The 22428-nt window shown below is 62.0% G+C and carries 21 protein-coding genes; 10 read left to right on the plus strand and 11 right to left on the minus strand.

Features of this window, described 5'->3' with window-relative positions:
* Positions 1-26: 26 nt before the first annotated feature.
* From prmC to hemA, 3 genes are read right to left on the minus strand one after another with little or no spacing between them, the layout of a single operon-like run.
* Positions 27-869, minus strand: a complete 843-nt coding sequence (gene prmC, locus AB3X39_RS05720) for a peptide chain release factor N(5)-glutamine methyltransferase (protein ID WP_369416391.1) — start codon at positions 867-869, stop codon at positions 27-29.
* A complete protein-coding gene (prfA, locus tag AB3X39_RS05725; protein WP_369416392.1) occupies positions 866-1957 on the minus strand; it encodes a peptide chain release factor 1 in 1092 nt (363 codons plus the stop codon). The genes prmC and prfA overlap by 4 nt, the downstream gene beginning before the upstream one ends.
* On the minus strand, positions 1954-3273 hold the full coding sequence (gene hemA / locus AB3X39_RS05730; RefSeq protein ID WP_369416393.1) for a glutamyl-tRNA reductase: 1320 nt from the start codon (positions 3271-3273) through the stop codon (positions 1954-1956). Before hemA ends, prfA begins: the two co-directional genes overlap by 4 nt.
* A 29-nt stretch (positions 3274-3302) precedes the next feature.
* On the opposite strand from hemA, the gene AB3X39_RS05735 reads away from it, so the two are divergent.
* The 3 genes from AB3X39_RS05735 to AB3X39_RS05745 all read left to right on the plus strand — a co-directional run bounded on the left by AB3X39_RS05735 (position 3303) and on the right by AB3X39_RS05745 (position 5606).
* The gene (locus tag AB3X39_RS05735; RefSeq protein ID WP_369416394.1) at positions 3303-3596 is read left to right on the plus strand and encodes a hypothetical protein; all 294 of its coding nucleotides are present in this window, start codon (positions 3303-3305) and stop codon (positions 3594-3596) included.
* A 29-nt stretch (positions 3597-3625) separates the two neighbouring features.
* Entirely contained in the window at positions 3626-4372 is a 747-nt protein-coding gene (locus AB3X39_RS05740; RefSeq protein WP_369416395.1) for a DUF1294 domain-containing protein, read from the plus strand.
* A 97-nt stretch (positions 4373-4469) separates the two neighbouring features.
* On the plus strand, positions 4470-5606 hold the full coding sequence (locus AB3X39_RS05745) for an acyltransferase family protein (protein WP_369416396.1): 1137 nt from the start codon (positions 4470-4472) through the stop codon (positions 5604-5606).
* Between the two features lie 49 nt (positions 5607-5655).
* Here AB3X39_RS05745 and aspS read toward each other — a convergent pair whose 3' ends face one another.
* Genes aspS through AB3X39_RS05775 form a run of 6 tightly spaced genes read right to left on the minus strand, consistent with a single transcriptional unit; the run spans position 5656 to position 12071 of the window.
* Positions 5656-7452 (minus strand): aspartate--tRNA ligase, encoded by a 1797-nt coding sequence (gene aspS / locus AB3X39_RS05750; RefSeq protein WP_369416397.1) that lies wholly within the window; start codon positions 7450-7452, stop codon positions 5656-5658.
* Between the two features lie 33 nt (positions 7453-7485).
* Positions 7486-8145, minus strand: a complete 660-nt coding sequence (locus AB3X39_RS05755) for a DUF502 domain-containing protein (RefSeq protein WP_369416398.1) — start codon at positions 8143-8145, stop codon at positions 7486-7488.
* A 9-nt stretch (positions 8146-8154) separates the two neighbouring features.
* Entirely contained in the window at positions 8155-8481 is a 327-nt protein-coding gene (locus AB3X39_RS05760) for an FmdB family zinc ribbon protein (protein ID WP_369416399.1), read from the minus strand.
* Positions 8482-8495: 14 nt separating this feature from the next.
* Positions 8496-9932, minus strand: a complete 1437-nt coding sequence (locus AB3X39_RS05765) for a high affinity choline transporter 1 (RefSeq protein WP_369416400.1) — start codon at positions 9930-9932, stop codon at positions 8496-8498.
* Between the two features lie 28 nt (positions 9933-9960).
* Positions 9961-11544 (minus strand): ubiquinone biosynthesis regulatory protein kinase UbiB, encoded by a 1584-nt coding sequence (gene ubiB, locus AB3X39_RS05770; RefSeq protein WP_369416401.1) that lies wholly within the window; start codon positions 11542-11544, stop codon positions 9961-9963.
* Positions 11541-12071, minus strand: coding sequence for a hypothetical protein (locus tag AB3X39_RS05775; RefSeq protein ID WP_369416402.1), 531 nt, complete (start codon positions 12069-12071; stop codon positions 11541-11543). The genes ubiB and AB3X39_RS05775 overlap by 4 nt, the downstream gene beginning before the upstream one ends.
* Before the next feature lie 108 nt (positions 12072-12179).
* On the opposite strand from AB3X39_RS05775, the gene galE reads away from it, so the two are divergent.
* Together galE and AB3X39_RS05785 are read left to right on the plus strand one after the other, a co-directional pair.
* Positions 12180-13220 carry a UDP-glucose 4-epimerase GalE gene (gene galE / locus AB3X39_RS05780; RefSeq protein WP_369416403.1) on the plus strand — a complete coding sequence of 347 codons (1041 nt, stop codon included), beginning with the start codon at positions 12180-12182 and terminating at the stop codon, positions 13218-13220.
* A gap of 9 nt (positions 13221-13229) precedes the next feature.
* Complete coding sequence (locus AB3X39_RS05785; protein ID WP_369416404.1) at positions 13230-13943, plus strand: DsbA family oxidoreductase; 714 nt, start codon at positions 13230-13232, stop codon at positions 13941-13943.
* Here AB3X39_RS05785 and AB3X39_RS05790 read toward each other — a convergent pair.
* Positions 13850-15520: an NAD(P)/FAD-dependent oxidoreductase gene (locus AB3X39_RS05790; RefSeq protein WP_369416405.1), complete on the minus strand. Its 1671-nt coding sequence runs from the start codon at positions 15518-15520 to the stop codon at positions 13850-13852. The genes AB3X39_RS05785 and AB3X39_RS05790 overlap by 94 nt on opposite strands.
* Positions 15521-15606: 86 nt before the next feature.
* Between AB3X39_RS05790 and AB3X39_RS05795 the strand changes: the two genes are divergently transcribed.
* Positions 15607-16866, plus strand: coding sequence for a glutamate-5-semialdehyde dehydrogenase (locus AB3X39_RS05795; protein ID WP_369416473.1), 1260 nt, complete (start codon positions 15607-15609; stop codon positions 16864-16866).
* Between the two features lie 25 nt (positions 16867-16891).
* Here the strand turns inward: AB3X39_RS05795 and AB3X39_RS05800 are convergent, their stop codons facing one another.
* On the minus strand, positions 16892-18505 hold the full coding sequence (locus AB3X39_RS05800) for a DUF4139 domain-containing protein (RefSeq protein WP_369416406.1): 1614 nt from the start codon (positions 18503-18505) through the stop codon (positions 16892-16894).
* Between the two features lie 45 nt (positions 18506-18550).
* On the opposite strand from AB3X39_RS05800, the gene queC reads away from it, so the two are divergent.
* From queC to rsmB, 4 genes are all read left to right on the plus strand, one after another.
* On the plus strand, positions 18551-19267 hold the full coding sequence (gene queC / locus AB3X39_RS05805; RefSeq protein ID WP_369416407.1) for a 7-cyano-7-deazaguanine synthase QueC: 717 nt from the start codon (positions 18551-18553) through the stop codon (positions 19265-19267).
* 174 nt (positions 19268-19441) lie between these two features.
* A complete protein-coding gene (locus tag AB3X39_RS05810) occupies positions 19442-19993 on the plus strand; it encodes a hypothetical protein (protein WP_369416408.1) in 552 nt (183 codons plus the stop codon).
* 104 nt (positions 19994-20097) lie between these two features.
* Entirely contained in the window at positions 20098-20973 is an 876-nt protein-coding gene (locus tag AB3X39_RS05815; RefSeq protein WP_369416409.1) for a hypothetical protein, read from the plus strand.
* A 32-nt stretch (positions 20974-21005) separates the two neighbouring features.
* Positions 21006-22373 (plus strand): 16S rRNA (cytosine(967)-C(5))-methyltransferase RsmB, encoded by a 1368-nt coding sequence (gene rsmB / locus AB3X39_RS05820; RefSeq protein WP_369416410.1) that lies wholly within the window; start codon positions 21006-21008, stop codon positions 22371-22373.
* The last annotated feature ends 55 nt before the right edge of the window (positions 22374-22428 follow it).

Here is a 22428-nt window from a genome sequence, read left to right on the forward strand (position 1 = left end):
AAAAGAAGGAGGCGGGAAAGCCCGCTTTATACGGCAAAGCACGCCCCCGTGCAGCGGCAGTGCCCGGCAAGGTCATGGCGATGGGTGATATGACGAAAACCACGGGTCTGAAGCAGCCCGGCCACCGCCGGCCCTTGATCGTGGCCGTGCTCCAACAACAGCCAACCGGCTGGCAGCAGATGGTCGGGCGCTTGCTCGACGATGTGGCGGATCGCATCCAACCCGTCCGCGCCAGAGGTCAAGGCCAACAAGGGCTCATGACGCAGCGCCGGCAGATGCGGGTCGCCTTCAGCGATGTAGGGCGGATTGCTGACGATCATGTCAAAACGCTGGTCGATCAAAGGCTCGAACCAGCTGCCCTGCAACCAATGCACTGGCAGGCCCAATCGCTCACCGTTCGAACGCGCCACGTCGAGCGCTGCCGGCGACACATCGACCGCCCAAACCGCTGTGTGGGCGGCACTGCGACAACGCAGCGCCAAGGCAATCGCGCCACTGCCCGTGCCCAAATCGACCACCTGTGGGGTGGGATGAGGATGACTGGCAAGCAATTCCAAAGCCCAATCGACCAAGGTTTCGGTGTCGGGACGCGGGTCCAGCACGGCCGAAGTGACGTCTAAATCAAGGCCGTGAAACTCATGGCGCCCGGTCAAGTACGCCAAGGGCACACCCTCGGCGCGCTGCTGCACCATCTGCGCCCACGCTTCGGCCTGCTCGGGAGCGAGCACCGCATCATCGTGAGCGATGAGCCAGCCGCGCGAGCAACGCAGCACATGCGCCAAAAGCAGCTGCGCATCCAAACGCTCGACGCCCAAGGTGCGGGCTTGGATCAGGGCCTCAGCAAGGGAGGGGCAAGGCAAGGCACTCAACGGTTTTCCAATTCAGCCAACAGCTCAGCCGCGCGGGCCGTTTGCAAGGCCGTCAAGATCTCATCCAAGGCACCGTCCATGATGGCGTCGAGTTTGTAGAGCGTGAGGTGGATACGGTGATCGGTCAGCCGCCCTTGCGGGAAGTTGTAGGTGCGGATGCGGTCGCTGCGGTCACCGCTACCGATCAGGCTCTTGCGCGCTGCGGCTTCGCGGCTTTGGCGCTCAAGCCGGTCGCGGTCGCGCAAGCGCGCCGCCAACACCGCCAAGGCCTTGGCCTTGTTGCGATGCTGCGAGCGATCGTCCTGACACTCCGCCACCAAGCCGGTGGGCAAGTGCGTGACGCGCACCGCCGAATCGGTCTTGTTGATGTGCTGCCCACCGGCACCGCTGGCGCGGAAGGTGTCGATGCGCAACTCGGCCGGGTTGATCGTGACTTCTTCGGTCGCATCGGGCTCGGGCAGCACCGCCACGGTGCAAGCGCTGGTGTGGATGCGGCCCTGGGATTCGGTCACCGGCACACGCTGCACACGGTGGCCGCCTGACTCAAACTTCAAAGCGGCGTACACCGCCTCGCCCTCCATGCGCAGCACCACTTCCTTGTAGCCGCCCAGATCCGACGCACTGGCCGACATCAACTCGGTCGTCCAGCCTTGGCGCTCAGCGTGGCGCAGATACATGCGCAGCAAGTCAGCGGCAAACAAGGCCGATTCATCGCCCCCGGCACCGGCACGAATTTCAAGAAAAACGTTGCGTTCATCATCCGGGTCGCGCGGCACCAACGCCAAATGCAGCAAGGCTTCGAGCCGCACCAGATCAGCTTGGGCGGCGCGGACTTCTTCCTGCGCCATCTCGGCCATCTCGGCGTCCAGCGCCGGGTCGGCCAACAAGGCCTCAGCTTCAGCCTGATCGCGCTCGCGCTGGGTGAATTGCGTCCAATAGCCCACCCGCTCGCTCACTTGGGCGTATTCACGGTTGAGGGCGCGCAAGCGGGCCAAATCGGTCGCCACGCTGGGCTCAGCCAAGGCGGCGTCGATTTCAGCCAGACGCAGCGGCTGGCGATCAAGCTGGAGACGGAGGAAGGGGGTCAACGGGAACGATCTGCGAAAGGGGTCGTTGTATCGGCCCCTTGGGGACGTTCACCGCGCAAAAAGAGCCGCGTGACAGCGGTCGCCATCTGCGCGCGCTGCACCGGATCAGCGTTGTGCAACTCAGCCAAGGCACCGTGCAGCATCTTTTGGGTCAAACCCCGCGCCAAAGCCTCCAACGCCTCTTCGGGGGATGCGCCCTTGGCCAAGAGCTTGCGGGCCCGCCCAAGCTCCGCATGACGCCAAGCTTCGGCCTGAGTGTGCAAAGACTGAATCAGCGGCACGGTCGAGCGCTGATCAAGCCAGTGCACAAAGTTCTGCACACCCGACTCGATGATGGCTTCGGCTTGGGCCACTGCGGCTTGGCGCTTTTCGCTGGCGGTTTGCACCAGCGCCGACAAATCATCGACGGTGTAGAGGTAGACGTCATCCAGCCGCGCCACTTCGGGCTCGATATCGCGCGGCACGGCCAAATCGACCATGAAGATGGGCCGCCGACGTCGGGCCTTGAGCGCGCGCTCAACCGCCCCCAAACCGATGATCGGCACTGGGCTGGCGGTGCAGGAGATCACGGCGTCGAATTCATGCAAGCGAGCCGGCACATCTTCGAGCCGCATGGCTTCGGCACCAAAGTGAGACGCCAGCTTTTCGCCGCGCTCCAGCGTGCGGTTCGCCACCGACATGTGGGCCGGATTGCGCGCTGCAAAGTGCGTCGCCGCCAGTTCAATCATTTCACCCGCACCCACAAAGAGGATGCGGATACGGCTCAGGTCCTCAAAAAGCTGAGCCGCCAACCGCACGGCTGCGGCCGCCATGCTGATGGAATGCGCGCCGATCTCGGTCGATGTCCGAACTTCCTTGGCCACCGAAAAAGAACGCTGAAAAAGCTGATGCAGCGTGGTGCCCAAAGCCCCGGCCGCGTCAGCTTCGCGCACCGCTTGCTTCATCTGGCCCAAGATTTGCGGCTCACCCAACACCATCGAATCCAGCCCAGAGGCCACCCGAAAGGCGTGGCGTGCGGCGGCGTGGCTTTCCATGACGACGGTGTGATCCATCAACTGATCCGGGCTCACCCCCCCGCGCTGCGCCAGCCACTCCAAGGCCGGCCGAATCAGGGACGAAGCCCGATGTGAGCCCGTCGCGACGTACAGCTCGGTGCGGTTGCAGGTGGACAGCAGCGCCGCCTCGGGTCCCAGCTTGGCAAGGTTGACACAGAACTCTTGCAAGGCCGGCGACAATTGTTCCGGGGCGAACGCAAACCGACCGCGCAGATCAAGGGGTGCGGAATGATGGTTCAGGCTCAGGGCTACGACGCTCATAACCTCGATTGTAAGATTGCGCAAAACTCATGGGTCTGATTGACGCCTTTTGGCACCTTCTTAACTTCGTTGCACCGGCCTTTGCTGTCGGATTGATCAGCACCGGCATGGCGCGTTTGCTCTGGCGTAAGGAGCTCGCTGGCACGCCGTGGCAACGGATGGCGACATGGGCCATCGGTGCTGATTTGCTGGTTTTATGTGCGGGTTTGGCGCTAAGCGGCCATGACGGCAAAATGACCACTTATGCCAGTTTGCTGATGGTCAATGCGGGGGCGTTGTGGTGGGGAGGTTTCGGACCGGGAAAACGGGTTCGGCGTTCCTGACGCACGGCACAGACCACAGACATGCACTCATGAGGTCATCAATGCGCATTGAAGGTCAATTCATCGCCTGGGACGAAAAGCGTCATTTCGGCTTCATCCAACCTGCTCATGGCGGCAAAGACATTTTGGTCAGCGATGGGTCGTTCGACAACAAGGCCGCACGCCCCTCACTCAATGACAAGGTGAGTTTCGAAGTCGAGCTCAGCTCCAAAGGGCGTGAACGAGCCCGGCGAGTGCGCCCACTGTCAGACACCGACACCAAGCCACAAGCGACAGCCGCCCACTCACCCACAGAGGCCGCCGCCGAGGCCTCACCCAGCACCACGCCGCATCATCATCGTCGCCATCCCACCGCCAGCGCATCCTCGTGGGACGTCCCCACGCTCTTCGCCATTCCACTGTTTCTGGCGTTTTTTCTTTTCATCAGCGCCGTCTGGAAGATTCCCAAGATCAGTTTGCTCTGGCCCTTGATGATGAGCATCGCCACCTTCATTGCTTATGCCAAAGATAAGCGCGCGGCTCACAGCCCCGAAGGCGAGGAGGAAGACCGTATTCCAGAGACGACGCTGCATGGTCTGGCCTTGCTCGGCGGCTGGCCGGGGGCGCTGCTGGCTCAGCAGATGCTGAAACACAAAAACGATCAGCGTGTCTTTCGCCTGATGTTCTGGCTCAGCGTGGTCGGCAACAGCGTCTTGTGCGTCGTGTTGTCCATGTCCTACGCCGCTTGGTTCCTACGCAAAGCCGTCGCCGAAACCTGCACCAGTCTGCCCTGTTGACCCATGTAGGTACAACGCCACGCTCACCCCATCCAAGTGAGGGTGGCGACGTGGAAAGCTCCGGCTGAAGGGCTCCTGATCCTGTACAAGCAGAGCCATGGAGCTTGACGCCAGAGGCCCGCAATGGGGGGCCCCACTGATCCCCTCATCCCGACAACCCACCCTGTCGGCAGCGTTGGGTCGTTCGCGCGTCGCGGGTTTGGATGCGGTGCGAGCGGGGGCCGTGTTGCTCGTCTTGCTTGATCACTCCGAACTCACCCCTTTGTGGGACATCGCCATCATTGATGGGGGGTTGGGCGTCGAGATGTTCTTCGTCCTCAGCGGCTTTCTGATCACGTGGCTGCTGCTTGGCGAGAACGAACATCACGGCCACATCGGCCTGATCAGCTTCTACCGACACCGTGTAGCGCGTTTGATGCCAGCCCTCTTCGCGTATGTCGGTACCGGTTTGCTGCTCCTGCTGGTGCAAGACAAGCCTGTGCCATGGGGTGCGGTGGTGTCTTCGGCGTTGTATGTCATCAACTACTACCAAGCCTTCACCGGTGCCGAAACCCATTACCTCGCGCACTGCTGGTCGCTGGCCATTGAAGAGCAGTTCTATCTGCTCTGGCCGCTGATTCTGATCGTGCTTTTGCGCCGCCACGAACCCTTGGTGCGCGTGCTGGCCTTGACCATCGGGGCGCTTTGGTTGCTCAAAGCGGTGTTGATTCTCGATTCCGGCGCCAGCGATGCCTACGTTTACAGGGCCCTGGAAACCCGCACCGATCAACTGGCCATCGGCTGCATGCTGGCAGCCATGCTGAAGTCGTTTTTCTGGCGCGAATGGTTCGAGAATCTGGCGCGCCAACGTTGGTTGTTATGGACACTCGGGGGCCTGCTGCTGCTATCGACCCTGTTGCTGCGCCACTCGATGATCGAGAAGTACCTGATCGGCTACACCTTGGAGCCCCTGCTGGTCGCGCTCATCTTGCCTTTGGTGATTCTGGAAGCGCAACGCAGCAGCTGGCTCGCCCAACTGCTGAATGCCCAACCCTTGATTCTGATCGGCCAAGTGTCCTACGGCATCTACCTCTATCACCCCTTGGTGATGCACCCGGTTCGACGCATCGTCGAAACATGGAGCGGCTCAGCCACGCTGGGCATCAGCACCTCCATCTTGGCCGTGATCGGCATGGCCTACCTCTCCTTCCGCTTCTTCGAGCAGCCGCTGCGGCAGAAATTGCGGGGCCACTGAAACAAAAAAGCGCGGCTTGAACCGCGCTTTTTTGGGGGGAGGCGAGTGCTCAGCCTTGAGCCGCCATGGCTGCATTGCGCAAGCGGATGTGCAATTCGCGCAGTTGCTTTTCATCGACCAAGCTCGGCGCGCCGGTCAGCAAGCACTGGGCGCGTTGGGTCTTGGGGAAGGCGATGACGTCGCGGATCGATTCCGCCTTGGTCATCATGGTGACGATGCGGTCCAGACCGAAGGCCAAGCCACCGTGCGGCGGCGCGCCGTATTGCAGCGCGTCGAGCAAGAAGCCGAACTTGACTTGGGCGTCTTCCTTGCTGATGTTCAAGGCGCTGAAGACCTTGCTTTGCACCTCGGCACGGTGGATACGGATCGAGCCGCCGCCCAGCTCCCAGCCGTTCAAGACCATGTCGTAGGCCTTGGCGATGCACTTGCCCGGATCGGTGTCCATGTAGTCTTCATGGCCGTCCTTCGGCGCGGTGAACGGGTGATGGACCGCGTTCCAGCGGTTGTCATCCTCGTCGTACTCGAACATCGGGAAGTCCACCACCCACAGCGGGGCCCAACGGTCTTCAAAGAGGCCGTTCTTCTTGCCGAACTCGCTGTGACCGACCTTCAGGCGCAGCGCGCCGATGGCGTCGTTGACCACCTTGGCCTTGTCAGCGCCGAAGAACAGCAAATCACCGTTTTGCGCGCCGGTGCGGCTGAGGATGTCAGCAATCGCTTGGTCGTGCAGATTCTTGACGATAGGCGATTGCAGACCGTCACGACCTTTGGCCGCATCGTTGACCTTGATCCACGCCAAGCCCTTGGCGCCGTAGATCTTGACGAACTCGGTGTAGCCGTCGATCTCGCCTCGGCTCATCGCGCTGCCGCCGGGCACGCGCAGCGCCACCACGCGGCCCCCCTTGGTGGTGGCCGGCGTCGAGAAGACTTTGAAGTCCACCGTGCCCATGACGTCGGTCAGCTCGGTGAATTCGAGCTTGACGCGCAGGTCGGGCTTGTCGGAGCCGAAGCGGTGCATCGCTTCGCCGTAAGCCATCACCGGATAGTCGCCCAGCTCGACGTTCAACGCCTTGCGGAAGACGTGACGGATCATGCCCTCGAACATCGCGCGGATCTCTTCCTCGGTCAGGAACGAGGTTTCGATATCGATCTGGGTGAATTCGGGCTGACGGTCCGCACGCAAATCTTCGTCACGGAAGCACTTGACGATCTGGTAGTAGCGGTCAAAACCGGCCACCATCAACAGCTGCTTGAACAGCTGCGGCGACTGCGGCAGGGCAAAGAAATGGCCGTCATGCACACGGCTGGGCACGAGGTAATCGCGCGCACCTTCCGGGGTGCTCTTGGTCAGCATCGGGGTTTCGATGTCCACGAAGCCGTGTTCGTCGAGGAACTTGCGCACCTCCATCGCCACCTTGTAGCGCAGCATCATGTTCTTTTGCATCGCGGGGCGACGCAGATCAAGCACACGGTGCGTCAGACGGGTGGTCTCGCTCAGGTTGTCGTCGTCGAGCTGGAAGGGCGGTGTGACGCTGGGGTTGAGCACCTCGACCTCATGGGCCAGCACTTCGACCTTGCCGCTGATCAGATTGGCGTTTTCGGTGCCAGTGGGCCGAGCACGCACCAAGCCGACGATCTTGAGACAGAACTCGTTGCGCACGCCTTCGGCGGTCTTGAACATCTCGGCGCGGTCGGGGTCGCAGACGATCTGCACCAAGCCCTCGCGGTCGCGCAAGTCGATGAAGATCACGCCGCCGTGGTCACGACGACGGTGGGCCCAACCCATGAGGGTGACGGTCTGACCGGTCAGCGCTTCGCTGACAAGGCCGGCATAGCAAGTACGCATGAAACAGATCTCTTTGGCTAAGGAACGCCGGGCTCAGAGGCCGGCGGGGCGGGTGGTCTGCGGCGCGGAGGCAAGACCCTCGGCCGTCGGCGCAACCACGCCCATGGAAATGATGTATTTGAGAGCCTCATCGACGCTCATGGCGAGCGGGATGACATCGGCGCGCCGCATCATGAGGAAAAATCCCGAGGTCGGATTGGGCGTGGTTGGCACATACAAACTGACGTACTCCCCGTCCAGATGTTCCGCCACCGTGCCGCTCGGACGCCCGGTCACAAAAGCGATGGTGAGCGAGCCCGCGTGCGGATAAGGCACCAACACCGCCTCACGAAAAGCTTGGCCGCTGGACGAAAACAGCGTGTCCGAAACCTGCTTGACCGAGGTGTAGATCGACTTGACGATGGGGATGCGTGACACCAGCGCATCCCACTGCCGCAAGGACCATTGCCCCACAAAGTTGGTGACGAAGATCCCCGTCAGCAGCAGCAACGACAGCAAAATCGCCACGCCCACGCCAGGAATTTCCACCAGTTGATGAAGCACATCGTGGGTACTCAAGGGCAGGATCGCCGCCGCACCCTGCACCAAAACGTCAAAGACGCTTTCGAGCAGGTTGATGACCCAACGCAGCACCCAAACGGTGATGGCCAACGGCAACCAAGCCAGCAGGCCGGCAATGATGTATTTCTTCACAGGGTCCGTTCAGTGACAAGCACACGAACCGCCACAGGGCGTCGCAGGCGCAGCAGCAGCCTCGGAAGAAGCACTGCTTGTGGGCGCTGCTGCGGGTGCCGCAGCATCAGCCGATGGGCTGGCCACGGCCGTGGTCGAAGCAGCTGTGCCCGAACCATGGCGGAAATCCGTCGCGTACCAGCCAGAACCCTTGAGCTGAAAACCTGCCGCCGTCACTTGCTTGGCAAACGCCTCGGCGCCACAAGCTGGGCAGAGGGTCAGCACAGGATCAGACAGCTTTTGCAACACGTCCTTGGCGTGCCCGCAGGCACCGCATCGATAAGCATAGATCGGCATCCCAACCCCTTGAATCAAACCATCCACAAGCGCGCGAGTATACGAGAGCCCCACGGCGGAACCAGCGAACCCAACACCATCCCAATCACCGCCATGACCAAGCCCACCAGCTGCGGGGGGAAACCGGACAAGGCGCTGGGCACACCCAGCCCGAGAGCCCACGTGCCCAAACCCAAGACGATCGACAGCACCGCGCCTTGGGTCGTGGCCCGGGACCAATAAAGCCCGGCGGCCAAGGGCACAAAGGCCCCAACGAGGGTGACTTGGTAGGCGCTCGACACCATCTCGTAGATCGAGGTGCCTTGCAAAACAATGGCGTAGGTACAGACCAACGCGCTGAACACCAGCACCGCCACCCGCATGGTCAAAAGCTCCTCGCGATCGCTTTGCCGGGGGAAAAACTGGCGCCAGATGTTTTCGACAAACGTCACCGAGGGCGCCAGCAAGGTGGCCGAAGCGGTCGATTTGAGGGCCGAGAGCAAAGCGCCAAAGAACAGCACCTGCATCGCAAACGGCATGCGCTCCATCACCAACGTTGGGATGACCTTTTGCGGGTCGTCTTTCATCAGCGCGCCAGCCTGCTCGGGCATGATCAGCAAGGCACTGGTGACGATGAACATGGGCACAAAGGCAAACAGGATGTAGCTCAAGCCGCCAATCACCGGCCCCCGGGTGGCGGCGTACTCATTCTTGGCCGACATGACGCGCTGGAACACGTCTTGCTGCGGGATGGAGCCCAGCATCATCGTGACAGCCGCCGCGACAAAGGCTGTGATCTGCTCGAAGGTCGGCTCCGGCAAAAAGCGGAACATGTCCTTGTCCACCATCAGCTGCACCACCCGGTGCGCCCCACCGGCTTGATCGGCAGCGAACAGGGCGATGATCGACAAGCCCACCACCAAGATGATCATCTGAATGAAGTCGGTCACCGCCACCGACCACATGCCGCCAAACAGCGTGTACGCCAAGATCGACACCGTGCCCAACACCATGCCCACGGGCACGCTGATGCTGCCACCGGAGAGCAAGTTGAACACCAGCCCCAGCGCGGTGACTTGGGCTGAAACCCAGCCAAGGTAGCTCAGGATGATGATGAACGAGCACAGCACCTCGATGCTGCGCCCGTAGCGTTCACGGTAGTAGTCGCTGATGGTCAGCAGCGTCATGCGATAGAGCTTGGCGGCAAAAAACACCCCGACCAAGATCAGGCAAGTGCCCGCCCCAAAGGGATCTTCCACCACGCTGCCCAAACCGCCATTGACGAACTTGGCCGGGATACCGAGCACCGTTTCCGCCCCAAACCAAGTCGCAAAGGTGGTGGTGACGATCATCGCCAAGGGCAAATGTCGCCCAGCGATGGCGAAGTCGGCCGTGTTTTTCACCCGCCGGGCAGCCCACAGGCCGATGGTGATCGTGCCCAACAGATAGACAAAAACAAGCGTCAGCAGCATAGGGTCGGCCCTCAAAGCCTCGAAAAATTCAATACGGCAGACCGAGCCCACCGTGCCCATGAAGCACAAAGCGCACGATCACAGCCCCCAGCACAAAGCCCATCACGATCGAGATCAGCGCCAGCAGCAGTCGGTTGGTGCGACGCTGCTCAAGCAACAGGGCCGTCATCACCGCCTCTTCGTTTTGACCCCGGCCCTTGCCGGTTTGCAGGGACAAGGTTTCGTGCATCAGGCGCGGCAAAGCGGGCAAGAACTTGGCGTAGCGCGGTGCTTCGTCCCGGAGGTGATGAAGCAGCGCACGCCAACCGACTTGCTCGTTCATCCAGCGCTCAAGGAAAGGCTTGGCGGTGCTCCACAGATCAAGCTCAGGGTCGAGCTGCCGGCCCAAGCCCTCGATGTTGAGCAAGGTCTTTTGCAGCAGCACGAGCTGCGGCTGGATCTCGACGTTGAAGCGGCGCGAGGTTTGGAAAAGCCGCAACAGCACTTGACCCAAAGAAAGGTCTTTGAGCGGACGGTCGAAATGCGGCTCGCACACCGCCCGCACCGCCCCTTCGAGCTCATCGACCCGGGTGTTGGGCGGCACCCAACCGGATTCAATGTGCAGCTCAGCCACCCGGCGATAGTCACGCTGGAAAAAGGCCAAAAAGTTGTGCGCGAGGTAATCCTTGTCGCGCTGATCCAGCGTGCCGACGATGCCAAAGTCCAGCGCGATGTAGCGCCCGAACGTCGCCGGCTCTAGGCTGACTTGGATGTTGCCCGGGTGCATATCAGCGTGGAAAAAACCGTCGCGAAACACCTGCGTGAAGAAAATCGTCACCCCGTCGCGGGCCAGCTTCTGGATATCGACGCCCGCTGCGCGCAGACGCTCAATCTGGCTGACCTGCACGCCCTTCATGCGCTCCATCACCAGCACCTGCGGCGTGCAGTAATCCCACACCATCTCGGGCACCAAAACCAGATCCAGACCGGCCATGTTGCGCCGCAATTGGGCGGCGTTGGCTGCCTCGCGCACCAGATCAAGCTCGTCGTGCAGGTACTTGTCGAACTCGGCCACCACCTCACGCAGGCGCAAGCGCCGACCGTCTTGCGAGACTTGCTCGACCCACCCGGCTGCCGTGCGCAGCAGACCCAGATCAGACTCGATCACCTTGAGCATGCCGGGTCGCAGCACCTTGACCGCCACCTCGCGCCCGCCGTGCAGTCGCGCAAAGTAAACCTGCGCGATCGACGCGCTGGCAATCGGTTCGGCATCGAACTGCTCAAAAACAGCGTCGATGGGCCGCCCAAAAGCACCCTCGATCAGCGCCCGAGCCTGTTCGCCCGGAAACGGCGGCACTTGATCTTGGAGCTTGGACAACTCATCGGCGATATCGGGCGGCAACAAATCCCGCCGCGTCGAAAGCACTTGACCAAATTTGACAAACACCGGCCCCAAGCGCTCGAAAGCAATCCGCAGCCTCTCACCCCGAGGTGCTTGCTTGCGCCGACCGATCAAGGCCAAGCGGGCCAGCACACGCAACAAGGGATAGTCCAGCGAGGACAGCGCCATCTGGTCCACGCCATGACGCAGCAACACCCAACCAATGCGGGCCAGTCGAAAGGCGCGCTTCATGAAGCACTGGGTGGCATGCCACGACGCAAGAAGGGCAGCGCCCGACTCAAGGCATCCACAAAGCCTCGGCCCAAACGCATCAGTTGATGCGCCGGCGCATCGCCGATCAAGCCTGCCAAATCTTCTTCGATCTCCCAGCGCAGGTTTTGCGCCAGCCAAGCCACCTCAGCGGCAAAGACCGCATCGCCTTGAATCGCCATGGGGGGCGGGCCGCTGCGGCCGCTCATCAACCACGCCAGCACCGCCTTGGCATCGAGCTGCACCACCAAACCCTCCGAGGCCTCGCCGGGCTCATCGAGTTCAAACAACCCAGCGGGCGTGACATGCCAAGCGCCTGCGGGTGGCGGCGGCAACCACGCTGGCCCTCCTGCGGGCCACTCCACACGCACACCGCGCCCAACATGGGCTTGCAGCCGCCGCGTGGCTTCAGGCTCAGCCAACACGATGTGGTTGAGCAACAGCGTGATGCGGGTCAGGGCTTCGCGGCCCAAGGTGGGCACCACGGATTCAAGGAGGTTTTGCAACATCCGCAAATTGTAGGTGGCTGTTCACACTTGCCCCGATATGTGCTGACACACCGACACATTCCCCCGGGCTGGCTTTGCCAGAATGGGCCAGACGCTTTCAACATCACCATGACCACCATCCTTCTCACCGGCGCGACCGGCTACATCGCTTCCCACACTTGGATCGCCCTGAAGCAAGCCGGCTTCAAGGTCGTCGGTGTGGACAACTTCGTCAACAGCTCACCCGCTGTGTTGAGCCGCTTGGCCGAATTGCTGGGCGAGGCTCCAGTCTTCGAGCAAGGCGATGTCTGCGACGCTCAAACCATGGCCACGATTTTTGCCAAACACCCGGTGGACGCGGTGGTGCATTTCGCCGCCCACAAAGCGGTGGGTGAGTCGGTGGCGCAGCCGCTGGAATACTTCCGCAACAACTTGGGCGGCTTGGTCAATGTGGCGCAAGCCATGCAAAAGCAGGCCGGGCAACACCAAGGTGTCTTCAAGCTGGTGTTCAGCTCCTCGGCCACGGTCTACGGCACGCCTGAGCGCTTGCCCATCACCGAAGACGCCGCGCTGTCTGCCACCAATCCCTACGGCATGACCAAGCTGCTGGGTGAACAGTTGCTGCGCGAACTCGAACGCTGCGACCCACGCTGGCGCATCGCTTACCTGCGCTACTTCAATCCGGTGGGCGCGCACCCCAGCGGCCAAATCGGGGAAGACCCACGCGGCGTGCCCAACAACCTCATGCCCTACGTCGCCCAAGTCGCGGTTGGCAAGCGCGAGCGGCTGCATGTCTTCGGCGGGGACTACGACACCCCGGACGGCACAGGCGTGCGCGATTTCATCCACGTGATGGATCTGGCCGAAGGCCATGTGGCGGCATTGCGCCATCTGCTGGCCGACAAGCCGTCGCTCACCGTCAACCTCGGCACGGGCCAAGGCTACAGCGTGCTCGACGTGGTGCGGGCTTTCGAGCGCGCCAGTGGCCGCGCCGTGCCGTACCACATCACCGCCCGCCGCCCCGGCGATGTCGGCGCTTGCTACGCCGACCCCAGCCGCGCCCGTGAACTGCTCGGTTGGCAAGCCACACGCGGCTTGGACGATATGTGCATCGACAGCTGGCGCTGGCAGAGCCAGAATCCGCACGGATTCCCCAGCAGCACAGCTTGAACATTGCGCATGAAAATCGATCTCGTCTCCGATATCTCCTGCCCTTGGTGCGCCATCGGGCTGCACGCGCTTGAACAAGCGCTCAGGCGCGTGGCCCCTCACATTCAAGCCACGCTGCATGTTCAGCCCTTCGAGCTCAACCCAGCAATGGCGGCCGAAGGCGAAGACATCGTCGAGCACTTGGCGCACAAATACGGCATCTCCGCCGAACAGATCGCCGCCAACACCGAGGGCATCCGCCAACGCGGTGCGGCGCTCGGTTTCACCTTCAGCCAAGGCAAGCGCAGCCGGATCTACAACACCTTTGAGGCTCACCGACTGCTGCACTGGGCCGGTTTGCAATCGCCTGCGGCGCAGCTCCAGCTTAAACACGCCCTGTTTGCGGCCTATTTCACCGAGGGCCTGAACCCCGGCGATCACGCGGTGCTGCGGCGCTTGGTCAGCGAGATCGGGCTGGATGTCGAGGCGGCTCAGGCCGTGTTGAGCAGCCACGCCTTCGCCGACGAAGTGCGCCAAGCGCAAGCCTTTTATCAACAACAAGGCATCCGCTCGGTACCAGCCGTCATCATCAATGACCGGCACTTGATTTCCGGGGGCCAGCCGGTGGAAGTCTTCGAGCAGGCCTTGCGTCAGATCGCCGCAATCCCACGCAGCATCTCGGCCCCGAGCGCTTCAGCCGCTTCAATGCCATCGACCCCAGCGGACATGATCCCGCCGGCATAGCCAGCGCCTTCGCCAGCAGGATAGAGACCGCGCACATTCAGGCTTTGATAGTCCCGACCCCGGGTGATACGCAGCGGCGAGGACGTGCGCGTTTCAATGCCGGTGAGCACCGCATCCGGCATCGAAAAGCCCCGAATCTGGCGCTCAAAGGCCGGCAATGCCTCGCGAATCGCCTCCAAGGAGGCCTGCGGCAAACTGCCCCGACCCGGTTCGGCCAAATTCGTCAGATGCACGCCCGGCTTGTAAGACGGCTCCACACTGCCCAACACTCGACTGGCTTGGCCTTTGAGGAAGTCGCCCACCAACTGCGCCGGCGCTTCATAGGTGCCGCCACCGAGTTCAAAGGCGCGCGACTCCCAGAAACGCTGAAACCGCATGCCGTCGAGCGGATCGACCACCCCACTGCCGCCCCGGTCTTGGCGATAGTCCTCGGGGGACAGTCCGACCACGATGCCAGCGTTGGCGTTGCGTTCGTTGCGCGAGTATTGACTCATGCCGTTGGTCACCACGCGGTGGAGCTCAGAGGTCGCGGCCACCACCGTACCGCCCGGGCACATGCAAAAGCTGTACACCGAACGGCCGTTCTTGGCGTGATGCACCAGCTTGTAGTCGGCGGCCCCCAAGATCGGATGGCCCGCATTGGGGCCAAAGCGCGCTTTGTCGATGATGCTTTGGGGATGCTCAATGCGAAAACCCATCGAAAACGGCTTGGCTTCCATGTAGACGCCACGCTCGGCCAGCATCTCGAAGGTGTCGCGCGCACTGTGGCCCAGCGCCAGCACCACATGATCGGCGCGCAAGGTTTCGCCGCTGGCCACGGTCAGACCGCGCACATGGCCGTCTTCGATCAGCACATCGGTCACGCGCTGCTGAAAGCGAATCTCGCCGCCCAGCGCTTCGATGTCGGCGCGGATCTTTTCCACCATGCTCACCAACCTGAAGGTGCCGATGTGCGGCTTGGCGACGTAGAGGATTTCCTCCGGTGCGCCCGCCTTGACGAATTCGGTCAGCACCTTGCGCGTCAGGTGACGCGGATCGCTGATCTGGCTGTAGAGCTTGCCGTCCGAGAAGGTACCGGCCCCCCCCTCACCGAACTGCACGTTCGACTCCGGGTTGAGCACCTTCTTGCGCCACAAACCCCATGTATCTTGGGTGCGTTCGCGCACCTGTTTGCCACGCTCCAGCACGATCGGGCGCAGCCCCATCTGCGCCAGAATCAGCGCCGCAAAGAGGCCACACGGCCCAAAACCGATCACCACCGGACGTGGCCGGTCCTCGGCTTGAAAGTCCGCTGGCGCGTGCCCGACAAAGCGATAGTCGGTGTCCGGGGTGAGGCGAATGTGCACATCGGTGGCCCACCGAGCCAACACGGCGGCCTCATCAGCCTCGGTGCTCAAGGTGCAGTCGATGGTGTAGATCAAGACGATGGCGCTTTTCTTGCGCGCGTCGTAGCTGCGCTTGAAGACCGTGAAGGTGCTCAATAGCGCGTCCGGAATCCCGAGACGGGCCACGATGGCGGGCCGCAGCTCGGTCTCAAGGTGATTCAGGGGCAGGCGTAGTTCGGTGATTCTCAGCATGGGCGCCATTATCTGGGGCCTGATTCCGGGCCACAATGCCGGCCATGAATGCCACGCCCGACATCCTTCAAGACATCCCCGCCTACATGGACCACCTTGGTCGTGCGGCGCGCACCGCCGCCACGGCCATGGCCAAGGCCTCGACAGCGGCCAAGAACCGCACGTTGCTGCGTTTGGCCGAACTGTTGCGCACCGACAGCGCCATCACGGCCCTGCAAATCGCCAATGCCCGCGACTTGGACGCCGCCCGCGCGGCCGGTCTGACGGAGCCGATGGTCGATCGGCTCAAGCTCACGCCCAAGGTGATCGCCACCGTCGCCGAAGGCTGCGAGCAACTGGCCGGCATGCCTGATCCGGTCGGTGAAATCCTCCACGTGCGCCAACGTCCCACCGGCATCAGCGTCGGCCAGATGCGCGTGCCGCTGGGCGTGTTCGGCATGATCTTTGAGAGCCGCCCGAACGTCACCATCGAAGCCGCCTCGCTGGCCATCAAGAGCGGCAACGCCTGCGTGCTGCGTGGCGGCTCGGAGGCCATTCACTCCAATCTCGCCTTGTGGCAACTGGTGCAACAGGCCTTGGTCGATGCCGGTCTACCCGCCACAGCGGTGCAGCTGGTCGAGACCACCGACCGCGCCGCCGTCGGCCGCCTGATCGCCATGCCCGAATTTGTCGATGTGATCATCCCGCGCGGTGGCAAGGGCTTGATTGAGCGCATCAGCGCTGAGGCCAAGGTGCCGGTGATCAAGCATCTGGACGGCAACTGCCACACCTACGTCGATGCCGAGGTCGATCTGGCTTTGGCGCTCAAGGTCACCGACAACGCCAAGACCCAAAAGTACAGCCCCTGCAACGCCACCGAATCCTTGCTGGTACACACCGCGCAGGCGGCACGTTTCCTGCCCGAGATCGGTGCCATCTTCGCCGCCAAGGGCGTGGAAATGCGCTGCTGTCCGGCGGCCAAGGCCATTCTGAGCGGCGTACCGGGGGCCAAGGTGCTTGACGCGGTGGAAAGCGACTGGTCGGAGGAGTACCTCGCTCCGATCATCAGCGTGAAGGTGGTGGCGCATCTTGACGAGGCGATCCATCACATCAACCGCTACGGCTCGCACCACACCGACGCCATCCTGACCACCAACCACCCCAACGCCATGCGCTTTTTGCGCGAGGTCGATTCAAGCAGCGTGATGGTCAACACCAGCACACGCTTTGCCGACGGCTTTGAGTACGGCTTGGGCGCAGAAATCGGCATCTCCACCGACAAGTTCCACGCCCGAGGCCCTGTGGGACTCGAAGGCCTGACCTCGCTCAAATACGTGGTGCTCGGTCAGGGCGAAGTGCGCAGCTAAGCGCAGCACGCGATCAAGCGGCGGATCATTGGCCGGGCAGGCCGAGGATCGTCGCTTCCTTGGGATAGCTGAGGACATAGTCAGCGCTGAAGCGCTGCACCGCCTTGGGCTCCATCGTCAGCTCCCAAGCCATCACGCCGGGTTGCTTGCGCCAGCTCTCCAGGGCCGGCTTGGGTTGAAGCTGGGCCTGCACCTTGATGTCCTCATGACGCGACACCGGCGCGGCTTCCAGCACTTGCACAGCAAAACGGCGCTGGTGCAGGTTCTCAATCCGATACACCCGACCGATCTTTCTCTCGGTGCGAGTACCGATGAAGCCCGCCGCCCCCGCATGGCGCTGCTCAGGCTCCACACTGACACGCACCAGCTCATCGTGACCAAAGAAGAGATCGAGCTGCTCTTGATCGGCGATGCGCAAGTCATTCTGACCGGCAAAGGCACCGTCCCGGAACAGCTGCACCGGCCCCGGAGGCCAAATCCCGTCCGGCCGAGCACTTTCCGCCACCAAGTAGGCCTTGTCTTCGACCGAGGGTTGTGTCCGGGCCATCACCTTGGATGACAGCATCACTTCGCCCAGCTTGAGCACAATTTGCTGCCCATCCGCCGCCACTGACGGCCGGCCTGGAACATCAAACTCGGCGGTAAATTCACCTTCAATCATCTGCACAGAGGCAACCCCCTCATCGTCCAACGAGGGCGCATCTCCCATGACATTCGGGCTCGACAGCTTCATCGATGTGGGCGGAGCCATCGCCCCGGTAGCTAGGGGATGGTAGGCATCCTCATCACGGTGGGATGGCGGGGTCAAGAGATCCACGTTCCAAGGGCGGGGTGGCGTCATGCGGAGGGCATCACTTGGCCGCGTGGTCGAAAGCCGCAGCCTCACATCGGTCCAATCTTCACCACTGGCTTGGGACAGCTGCGCATGTCGCTCCAGCCGCAGCTGGCCGGACGTCGTCTCCAGATAAGCGCGATACACCGGCACCCAGTTCGCGTGCGAGGTTCGATAACTGAGGCGTACCTCTGCATCCCGCGTGGCGGCCATCAACACCGTCAGTGAGCGCAGTTTGGGATTGGTTTTATGCAACTTGTTCCGCTCAGCTTCCAGCGGCACCAGCTGCGCCTTGAGTTCACTCTGGCGTTTGGTCAGGGCGAGGTACGGCGGAACACTGTCGATGGCACTTTTGCGCAAGGCCTCCATGGTGGCCGTGAGCGTCGCGACCGAGGATGGCGTCGTGGTTTGTGGATAGTTTTTCAGATAGCCCATCCCGAGCTCGCGTGCACCGATCTCAGCTCCGACCCTATCGAGCTGATCTTGAAGCTCAGTGATGCGTTTATCCAGGGGGGTGTTGGCGCACTCGGGCATGCTGACGCGATCCACCGTTCGGATCGATATCGCGCCCAAACTAAGACCCGGGGCAGGCTGAATTTGGAGGGAGTCTGGGTCGAAATACTGACTCAGACAATTCAGATGCAACTCCTTCTGCCCGGCTTTCACCGCGACCACACGCTCGACCGTCGCCCCACCGGGATACACCAAGACCTGATCCACACGGCTGGTCTCGGCACGGGTGTCAGCCTGCACCCAAACCGGCCAAAGCATGGGCATGACAGCCCACAAGATGCGCGATTTCTTCATAAGAAGCTCCCAATCGATGGTCGGCGGAACATACCATGGCACCCCATGAGCACGACCACTCCTCTTTCACAGCGCAAGGCACTGGTGCTGTTCTCCGGCGGCCAAGATTCGACCACCTGCCTCGCTTGGGCCCTTGACCGCTTTGACCATGTCGAAACCCTCGGCTTCGACTATGGTCAGCGCCATCACGTCGAACTGACATGCCGACTGAACGTGCTGCGCGAGTTGCGCGCGCAGTTCCCGGCTTGGCGTGATCGGCTCGGTGAGGATCACGTTCTGGACTTGCGACTGCTGAGCCAAATCTCGGACACCGCCATGACCGATGAGCGGGCCATTGAGATGCAGGCCAACGGTCTACCCAACACCTTTGTACCGGGTCGAAACTTGCTCTTCTTGAGCTTTGCGGCCACCTTGGCGTATCGACGCGAGGCCTCAGTCTTGGTGGGCGGGATGTGCGAAACCGATTACTCCGGCTACCCGGACTGTCGCGACAACACCCTGAAAGCGCTGCAAGTCGCACTCTCGCTCGGGCTGGATGGGCCGATGACGATCGAAACGCCGCTGATGTTTCTGACCAAAGCCGAGACGTGGGCACTGTCCGATGGGCTGGGAGGCCCCCTTTTGAACGCCCTGATCATCGACCACACCCACACGTGCTACTTGGGTGACCGGAGCCATCAGCATCCTTGGGGCTGGGGTTGTGGCACATGCCCAGCCTGCGTTTTACGAGCCACTGGGTACGAAGCGTGGCTGACCGCTTGAAAGACCCCACCCATTCGAGGTGGCGCAGCGAGCACCCTGAATTTTCCTAAGCCAATCGATATTTGGCTGCGTTAAAGTCGCGCCGTTCGAACATCAAAAAAGTAAGAATTAAGTTACAAGTTCACGTTCCGTCAAGCCGGGGGAGATCAAAACCCAGAGCCAACGGAGTGAAGTATGAGTACTGGACTGATTGTCGTGATCACCTTCGGCGTGATTTGGACCTTCTGGACTTTGGCGGCTTACATCCGCCTCGTTCGCCTGCGCAACGCCATTGCACAGGCTTTTGCAGGATTGATTGCACAACTCCAAGAGCGCCACACCTTGGTTGACACCATCGTGCGTGTCAACGCCGAGATGCCCGCACCCATCCAACAGGCCACCGAAACCGTTTTGGCAGCGCATCGTCATGCTTGGGCATCCTGCCAAGTCGCTGCACCGCGCTCGCTGGTCGCTGGCCCTGTCCGGCAAATGGACCTCGCCGAAGGTGCCTTGAGTCAAGCCTTGGTTCATTGGCAGGAACAACTTGGGGGTAGCTCGTGGGTCGAACAAGTCACACCCTTTATCGCGCTGCAAACCCGCATCCATGCGGCTCAACAGGCCTACAACGCAGCAGCTTCGGCGTACCACGACGCCCTGCAACCCTTACCCACAGCGGTGATCGCGAACCTGTTCCGCTTCGACCCCGTCAGTGTCTTGGTGTTGCGAACACCACGACACGCCCACTAAGCCCGTCGCGGAGGTGATGGCGGTTTCGTGACGTTTTTGAGGATGTTGGTCGTTTTGTAAAAAATTGGTAATTTCATACCGATCGTTGTGTAGACACTGGAGGCATGTTTCATCCGACCTCCGTCGTTCAAAGTATTCATCGGCAGTCCGCCCGTGCCCAACCTTGGCACCGGCCCGGAGAAGCGACCGCCCGTGCGACGTTGCTGCGACTTCAAGACCATCAGCAGATCCGCGCCGCCGTGTTGGCACTGATCCTGACGCCAGGAAGTCGTTTGGAACATGCATGCTGGTCGGAAGAAACCGCGCAAGTCGCAACCGCCACGACCTTGCATACCCAAGCCACACGCCTCAGCCCCATGAGCCGCGTTCCCGTGCTGGAAGCCTTGCTCCGACATCTGGCCCGTGAACCCTCGCACAGCCGTTCACAAATCCGGCTCAGCGCCCGCCGCATCATGTGCGCCGACGGTCGGGTGGGCCCCTTGGATCGCCTGCACTGGCTTTTGATACGGCATCTCACGTACGCCGATGATCCGCCACGAACGTGCCTCGATGTGCCTTCGCGCTTGCCCATCATTGAGGGGGTGAAACGCATGGACTCGCACCAAAAAAAGGCTTGGGCCGAGTGGACGGCTTATCTGGCTCGCTTGGTGCCGCACCCGGAAACATCGGCCACCGGGGATATCCACGCCGCAGGTTTAGCGTGGTACCACCAAGTGATCGCGCAGATTTGGCCGCAACCGTTGAGCCGCCCGACGGCGTTTCAAACGCCGGACGTCGATCAACTGGTGAATGCCCTGTTCGAGCTTCAAGCGCTGTCGAAGAACTTGCGCCCATTGATCGCCAAGACATGGCTCGACTGCCTGCCCACGAAACCGTCCGGCGACCCCGAGCTCAACCCCAATGCGGCCGAAGCCCTGCGCATCGCTTGTCGCCTGATCGATACCCCCCTGCCAACAGCGCTCGAAGCCGCCTTCATCTGAGTCACCCTGGGTCTCCCCTTAGACTCGGGCGGGTGATTGCCAAAACCTCTACCCCCCCTACCCCTGCCAACGGCCCAGCACTCTCCACGCTGCTGGATCAAGCTGCACGCCTTTTGCAGGCAGTTCGCTGCGGCCGCTCACTCACCGATGCGCTCCAAACCTGTCCAGCGGAGCTGCGCCCCGGGGCCCAGGCCCTGAGTTTTCACACCTTGCGTCACGCCGGTGGTGCCGAAGCCGTCCGCAACCGACTGGTGCCCAAAGCGCCGCCACCGGCCGTGGACAGCGTGCTGATCACCGCCTTGGCCTTGCTTTGGCCCAGCACCACACAGCCACAGCCCTACACCGATCACACGCTGGTCGATCAAGCCGTCGAGTGCGTGCGCCAGCGCCAACCGGGGAGCGCGGGCTTTATCAATGCTGTCTTGCGCCGCTTCTTGCGCGAACGTCATCTGCTGGTGGCACAGCTTCAGGCCGAAGATCCCGTCGCTCGCTATCAACATCCCCGCTGGTGGATCGACAAAGTCCGACGTGACTGGCCCACCCATGCGACAGCCCTCCTTGAGGCCGCCAACGTCCAGCCGCCCATGACCTTGCGCGTCAATGCCCGGCATGGTGATGCCACCAGCTATGCCGAACAACTGGCCCATATCGGAATCACAGCGAAGATCGCCGGTTCGCATGCCTTGGTGCTCGACCAAGCCGTGCCAGTGCATCGTTTGCCTGGATTTGATCAAGGCCACGTCTCTGTCCAAGATCTTTCAGCCCAACTGGCGGCACCGCTGCTCTTGGGAGAAGGCGCTGATGCCCTTCCCGCAGGTGCACGGGTCTTGGACGCCTGTGCCGCACCCGGCGGCAAGACAGCACACCTGCTGGAACTCCAAACGCTGGACCTTCTCGCGTTGGATGTGGACCGGGAACGTTTGGTCAAAGTAGCGCAGACGCTCGCTCGCCAGAACCTGCACGCCACGCTGCAAGCTGGCGACGCAGCCGAACCGACCCCTTGGTGGGATGGCCGACTTTTCGATGCTATCTTGCTCGACGCGCCATGCAGCGCCTCGGGCATCGTGCGCCGACACCCCGATATCCGTTGGCTGCGTCGTCCCGCCGACATCACCACGCTGGTTCGGACCCAAGCTCGGTTGCTGGACACCCTATGGTCCCTCCTCGCACCGGGTGGGCGTCTGGTTTACGCCACATGCTCGCTGTTCAAAGCCGAAGGCGCCGATCAAATTGACGCTTTTTTGCAACGGACCCCCCACGCAATCCGGCGGCCGGCCCCCGGACACCGACTGCCACTCGGTGAGAATGTCAGTGGGTCCGTGAAAAATTGTTCAGAAGCCGGTGACGGTTTCTATTACGCGCGGCTCGACAAACCCGGCGCCGCCGGCCCTTCGATCTGATGATGCCTTTCACGTGCCCGCGAGCCCCGAGCCTTCTTGGACCGAGCGCCGAGCC

The organism is Leptothrix ochracea (assembly GCF_041083635.1).
GTDB lineage: Bacteria > Pseudomonadota > Gammaproteobacteria > Burkholderiales > Burkholderiaceae_C > Sphaerotilus > Sphaerotilus ochraceus.

What these genes read in the sequence shown, in the direction of transcription:
- AB3X39_RS05810 (WP_369416408.1), top strand. Translation starts at nt 19,442, where the DNA reads ATGAGTACTGGACTGATTGTCGTGATCACCTTCGGCGTGATTTGGACC.
- AB3X39_RS05800 (WP_369416406.1), bottom strand. Translation starts at nt 18,505, where the DNA reads ATGAAGAAATCGCGCATCTTGTGGGCTGTCATGCCCATGCTTTGGCCG.
- AB3X39_RS05740 (WP_369416395.1), top strand. Translation starts at nt 3,626, where the DNA reads ATGAGGTCATCAATGCGCATTGAAGGTCAATTCATCGCCTGGGACGAA.
- hemA (WP_369416393.1), bottom strand. Translation starts at nt 3,273, where the DNA reads ATGAGCGTCGTAGCCCTGAGCCTGAACCATCATTCCGCACCCCTTGAT.
- AB3X39_RS05760 (WP_369416399.1), bottom strand. Translation starts at nt 8,481, where the DNA reads ATGCCGATCTATGCTTATCGATGCGGTGCCTGCGGGCACGCCAAGGAC.
- AB3X39_RS05790 (WP_369416405.1), bottom strand. Translation starts at nt 15,520, where the DNA reads ATGCTGAGAATCACCGAACTACGCCTGCCCCTGAATCACCTTGAGACC.
- AB3X39_RS05775 (WP_369416402.1), bottom strand. Translation starts at nt 12,071, where the DNA reads ATGTTGCAAAACCTCCTTGAATCCGTGGTGCCCACCTTGGGCCGCGAA.
- AB3X39_RS05765 (WP_369416400.1), bottom strand. Translation starts at nt 9,932, where the DNA reads ATGCTGCTGACGCTTGTTTTTGTCTATCTGTTGGGCACGATCACCATC.
- AB3X39_RS05785 (WP_369416404.1), top strand. Translation starts at nt 13,230, where the DNA reads ATGAAAATCGATCTCGTCTCCGATATCTCCTGCCCTTGGTGCGCCATC.
- AB3X39_RS05795 (WP_369416473.1), top strand. Translation starts at nt 15,607, where the DNA reads ATGGACCACCTTGGTCGTGCGGCGCGCACCGCCGCCACGGCCATGGCC.
- AB3X39_RS05745 (WP_369416396.1), top strand. Translation starts at nt 4,470, where the DNA reads ATGGAGCTTGACGCCAGAGGCCCGCAATGGGGGGCCCCACTGATCCCC.
- aspS (WP_369416397.1), bottom strand. Translation starts at nt 7,452, where the DNA reads ATGCGTACTTGCTATGCCGGCCTTGTCAGCGAAGCGCTGACCGGTCAG.
- AB3X39_RS05735 (WP_369416394.1), top strand. Translation starts at nt 3,303, where the DNA reads ATGGGTCTGATTGACGCCTTTTGGCACCTTCTTAACTTCGTTGCACCG.
- ubiB (WP_369416401.1), bottom strand. Translation starts at nt 11,544, where the DNA reads ATGAAGCGCGCCTTTCGACTGGCCCGCATTGGTTGGGTGTTGCTGCGT.
- galE (WP_369416403.1), top strand. Translation starts at nt 12,180, where the DNA reads ATGACCACCATCCTTCTCACCGGCGCGACCGGCTACATCGCTTCCCAC.
- queC (WP_369416407.1), top strand. Translation starts at nt 18,551, where the DNA reads ATGAGCACGACCACTCCTCTTTCACAGCGCAAGGCACTGGTGCTGTTC.
- AB3X39_RS05815 (WP_369416409.1), top strand. Translation starts at nt 20,098, where the DNA reads ATGTTTCATCCGACCTCCGTCGTTCAAAGTATTCATCGGCAGTCCGCC.